Raw genomic sequence first — 4,364 nt, 5'->3', positions numbered from 1 at the left:
GTGGACGCGCTGTTTCCGATCGGCCGCGGTCAGAGGCAGCTGCTGATCGGAGACCGGGGCACGGGCAAATCAGCCGTGGCGCTCGATGCCGTCATCAACCAGCGCACAAGCGGCGTCAAGTGCGTCTACGCCATGATCGGTCAGAAGGCTTCGAGCGTGGTGGCCACGATCGCGACGCTCAAGAAACACGACGCACTGGGGCATACGGTCGTGCTCGTGGCGGGCGCCGACAGTCCCGCTGGCTTGCGTTACCTGGCTCCCTACGCCGCCTGCAGCATCGCGGAGTATTTTCGAGATCAGGGGCAGGACGCGCTTGTGGTCTTCGATGACCTGACCAGCCACGCCATCGCCTACCGTGAGCTGTCGTTGCTGCTGAGGCGCCCGCCGGGCCGTGAAGCGTATCCGGGCGACATCTTCTTCGTGCATTCGCGTTTACTGGAGCGCGCCACGCACCTTAGCGAGGCGCTGGGCGGCGGCTCGCTTACCGCGTTGCCGATCGTTGAAACCCAAGCCGGTCGCATCAGTGACTTCATCCCGACGAATCTGATTTCCATCACGGACGGGCAGCTCGTGTTCGACGCGATGGCGTTCCATCGCAACCTGAAGCCGGCCATCGACGTCGGCCTGTCGGTCTCGCGCGTGGGCGGGCGCACGCAGCTCGCCTCCATGCGGGCCGTCGCGGGCCGCTTGCGTCTGGACTCGGCGCGTTTCCGGGAGGTAGAGGCCTTCAGTCGCTTCGGAGCGCGCTTGGAGGAGGGGACTCAGAAGCTTCTGGTGCGCGGTGCGCGCATTCGCGAAGTGCTGCGGCAGCCGCCGGCCGCACCCTTGCCTTTGGGGGAGCAGGTAGCGGTACTGCTCGCCCTCGAGTCAGGCCTCTTCGATGCCGTGGAACCGGGAAAGGTGCGCGAGCAGGTACGCAAGCTGCGACAGCACCTGCGGCAACGCCATCCCGAGCTGCTCTTGGCATTCGAGCACGGTCGCGCCCCCAGCGAGGAGGATCGAGCGGCGGTGGCGGCGAGTCATGCGGAGCTCGGGACATGACGGATCTGCAAGGCGTCGAAAAGCGCATCAAGAGCGTGCAGACCGTGCGCAGCGTCGTTTCCACCATGCGCGCGCTGTCTGCAGTACAAATGCGCAATGCCGCAAGCGTGATCGAGGCGCTGCGCAGCTACGAGCGCCAGCTTGCGACGACCCTGGCGTGGCTGAGAAGCCCGGCCCTCACACCGCCCCCGTGTCGCAGTGTGGTGACCATCGCGCTCGGCACGGACCAGGGCTTGTGCGGGGCGCTGCCGCGGCGCGTCGTGCAGTGCGCTATCGCGCACGTGCGAGAGCAGGGTGAGCGCAGAGCGGGGCTCGTCGCAGTGGGGCTGCGCACGGCTGAGTTATTGGAAGCTCGTGGGGAGGCCACGCTGGCCGCCTTTGCCGCGCCCAGCTCCCTGCACGGGATCGACGGCCTGGTGGAGAGCCTTGCCGGTCTCATGCTGCCGGAGCTGGAGCGCGGCGGCTGGGACGGCATTGATGTCGTCTACACGCGGCAACAGAGCTCCGGCAGTGCACGGCCACAGGTCGTGCGCGTCTACCCGGTAGTGCGCCAGGCCCTCGCCGTGCCCAAAGAGGCGCTGCCGCGCCTGCCCCCGCACACCTATGCAAAGGAGCACGACACGGTGTTCCGACTGCTGGAGGAGTGGACCTACGTCGCGCTCTATCAGGCCGCGGTCGAGGCTCACGCCGCCGAACAGGCCGCGCGCCTGCGCACGACCGACGCAGCGACGCACAACGCAGACAACAAGCTCGATGAGCTCAAGCTCGCGCACAACCATCTACGCCAGGAGCTGGTGACGCAGGAGCTGCAGGAGCTGACGAGCGGCTTCGAGGCGGGATAAGCGTCGGGGCAAAGTAGCATTGCCACCTCGATTGCGATCCATCGCGCCCAGCGCTGTTGCGCCTGCAGGGAGGCGTTCAACGCTTGTGAGGAGGCGTTACGTGCGCTCGCCGGCAGCCTCCAGTAGCAGCAGCGCATCCTCGATGGCTGCGAGCTGCGCGCGGTCTTTGGTCCGATTTGCCGCTCGTTTGCTCACAAGAACGCGATTGAGGGGGATGATAGGAATGTCTATTCCGTCCACGGTCTCATAGCGTACGTGTTGGAACTCGGTTGCGAATCTCTCGAGACCACTCATGTGGACTACTACGTCGAAACGTTCGCTCAGTTCTTCTCCCCCTATGCGTGGCGGGCCCATGCCGAAGCTTCCGGAAACCCAGATGCCTCCGGCCGCCTTCACTGCCTCGCCGATGCGCGAGTCAGTTACGTTCTCGAACCACAGGTCGATGTCCTCCGTGGCGCCGCGTGCGCCCTGCATCAGCGCTGCGCTCATGCCTACTACCATGAAACGCACTCCGCGGGCGATGAGCTCACGTAACAGGGTCTGCTCGGCGCTGGTCAGGATGGAGTCTGGCATGGCGTAACCCCAGGCGCAGGCGTTCGGCCGGAGATCTGCGCAAGTTCTTCAGCGTCCGATAGATGGACTTCTCGTCGCGGTCGTGTTGCTCTGCAAACGCACGCGCGCGAGCACGCAACTGGTCATCCTCGGCTACCCATGCCGCTTCTTCCTCGGACAGCGGTTCAGCCACACCCGAAAGGGTAGCACGGCCGGGGTGACCGACCCAGCACTCGTACCTGTTGCCAGAAAGTCCGATCCAGGTTTCCACGCAGCTGCTGCCAGGCCACCGATCGTAGCAAATTGCTCTCGCAGTAGCAGGCGTTACCGTTTCACTCCTTCACTCGCGCGTTACCATTTCACTCGGGGCCAGTCCATTTCCTACGCAGCCAGGAAGCGGGCACGAGCTCCTGCCGTATACGTGGGTCCACGTGAGTGCTTTGCAGGCAATCCCGTGGAGATGCGCCGTGTGCGGCGTGCTCGCGGTCCAGGTCATCGCATGCGACAGCGGTGTACCGAGCCCGGTAGACCGCGGGCGGGCCGGGGCTCCCGGTTTGGCCGGGACCACGGGCGGCGTGAACGGCGTGGCGGGTAACGCCGGGAGCACTGGCCTGGCCGGCACGATCGACGCGGGCGCTGGCCCGGCAGGCATCGGGGGCTTTGCTGGTGGTACCGGGATGGCAGGATCGGCTGGTTTGGCCAGCGCCGGAATGAGCGGGACGAGCGGCGCCGCCGGCGCAGCTGCCGCTGGAGTCAGTGGGTCTGGGACGGCGGGGTTTGCGGGCAGCGCCGGCGCGAGCGCGGGCAGCGGATGAGCCGGTGGAGCAGCGGGCATGGCCGGCAGCGGCCCGCTCTCGCATGCGAAGGACATACAGCCCATCTGGGATGCCAGCTGCGTCACCCACTGCCATTCAAGGGACCCGCAGACCGTACCGGATGCTGGTCTGGAGCTGTGGCCGGACGGCTACCCCGCGATCATCAACGTCCCCTCGAAGTAAAGCGCACTGTTCTTGGTGAAGCCAGGCAGTCTCACCGAAAGTTACTTGTGGCGGAAGCTCGACAACACCTTTCTCGCCGTCGGCGGCTCGGGCGAAACGATGCCTTTTGGCAGCATGCTCCCGCAGGCCGAGCTCGCGAAGATCAAGCAGTGGATTCTGGACGGTGCCCCGCCCTGAATCTTCAGCGGCCGCGACGCGCGGAAAGCCCGTGCTGCGCCTCGAGCGCGAGCGCGAACGCGCGGGCGCGGTCGACCGGGTCGACCGTCACATCGACGATTTCCATGTCGCTCACCCCTCCTTGGGCCAGGCTCCTTTCGCATGCGCCTGCCGGGACCAGTGCCAGGCCCCCGAACAAGCCGGCCATCAACGTACCATCCGCGAGCAGGCCCAACGCCGGGTCCTCGTTACCCCCATAGCCCACGGCCTGCTCGCAGATCAGCGACCAGCTCGCGCCGGCGTCCCTCGTCACCAGCAGCCCGTAGGTCGCCCTCACGACCAAATGCGCGGGGTAGCGTGGGTCCTCGATCAGCTGCTGGGCCGAGGGGTAGCGTCCATTGGAGGGGACCACTGCATGTACTTGACACCGGCCGCTCTATCGAGGGTCAGGTCGCCGACGCCGCCGTGGCGTACTCAAGCTTCAAGGCGGGTCAGGTCGGCGGGACCGGGGTCGCCCACCCGGCAGGAAGCCTGGACCTGCTTGAGCGAGGACGAGGAGAAGCTGCCCCCCCCGTGCAAGGAAATGCTCGGCGCCCACAAGAAAGCAGGCCGGCCAGCCGGCGGCCCCACCCCCCCCCATGGGCGCCCCTCCCGGCGGCCGGCAGTGGTAAGGGAGCTAGCGCGGCGCCTCCGGCCTCAAAACGCCACATGTTGCCCAGACCGACCGCCGAGCCCACCGCGGCCAGGAAGCCGGCTCGGCTACCCCATTGCTCTC

At 66.7% G+C, this 4,364-nt stretch carries 7 protein-coding genes; 5 read left to right on the top strand and 2 right to left on the bottom strand.

Going from position 1 to position 4,364, the window contains the following annotated elements:
- Positions 1-1,041, top strand: a 1,041-nt coding sequence (locus tag MJD61_11185; protein MCG8555832.1) for a F0F1 ATP synthase subunit alpha, incomplete at its 5' end; no start/stop codon positions are given.
- Complete coding sequence (locus MJD61_11180) at positions 1,038-1,883, top strand: F0F1 ATP synthase subunit gamma (protein MCG8555831.1); 846 nt, start codon at positions 1,038-1,040, stop codon at positions 1,881-1,883. The genes MJD61_11185 and MJD61_11180, both read left to right, overlap by 4 nt.
- 96 nt (positions 1,884-1,979) lie before the next feature.
- Here MJD61_11180 and MJD61_11175 read toward each other — a convergent pair whose 3' ends face one another.
- The gene (locus tag MJD61_11175; GenBank protein ID MCG8555830.1) at positions 1,980-2,456 is read right to left on the bottom strand and encodes a hypothetical protein; all 477 of its coding nucleotides are present in this window, start codon (positions 2,454-2,456) and stop codon (positions 1,980-1,982) included.
- A 410-nt stretch (positions 2,457-2,866) separates the two neighbouring features.
- On the opposite strand from MJD61_11175, the gene MJD61_11170 reads away from it, so the two are divergent.
- The 3 genes from MJD61_11170 to MJD61_11160 are packed head-to-tail and all read left to right on the top strand — an operon-like array spanning position 2,867 to position 3,610.
- The gene (locus tag MJD61_11170; GenBank protein ID MCG8555829.1) at positions 2,867-3,250 is read left to right on the top strand and encodes a hypothetical protein; all 384 of its coding nucleotides are present in this window, start codon (positions 2,867-2,869) and stop codon (positions 3,248-3,250) included.
- A gap of 18 nt (positions 3,251-3,268) precedes the next feature.
- Entirely contained in the window at positions 3,269-3,433 is a 165-nt protein-coding gene (locus MJD61_11165) for a hypothetical protein (protein ID MCG8555828.1), read from the top strand.
- A 15-nt stretch (positions 3,434-3,448) separates the two neighbouring features.
- On the top strand, positions 3,449-3,610 hold the full coding sequence (locus MJD61_11160) for a hypothetical protein (GenBank protein MCG8555827.1): 162 nt from the start codon (positions 3,449-3,451) through the stop codon (positions 3,608-3,610).
- A 4-nt stretch (positions 3,611-3,614) separates the two neighbouring features.
- Here the strand turns inward: MJD61_11160 and MJD61_11155 are convergent, their stop codons facing one another.
- Entirely contained in the window at positions 3,615-4,001 is a 387-nt protein-coding gene (locus tag MJD61_11155; protein ID MCG8555826.1) for a hypothetical protein, read from the bottom strand.
- Between the last annotated feature and the right edge of the window lie 363 nt (positions 4,002-4,364).

Source organism: Pseudomonadota bacterium (assembly GCA_022361155.1).
GTDB lineage: Bacteria > Myxococcota_A > Polyangia > Polyangiales > JAKSBK01 > JAKSBK01.
Note: the sequence above shows the minus strand (reverse complement) of the source record. Positions and strands in the feature narration are given on the sequence as shown.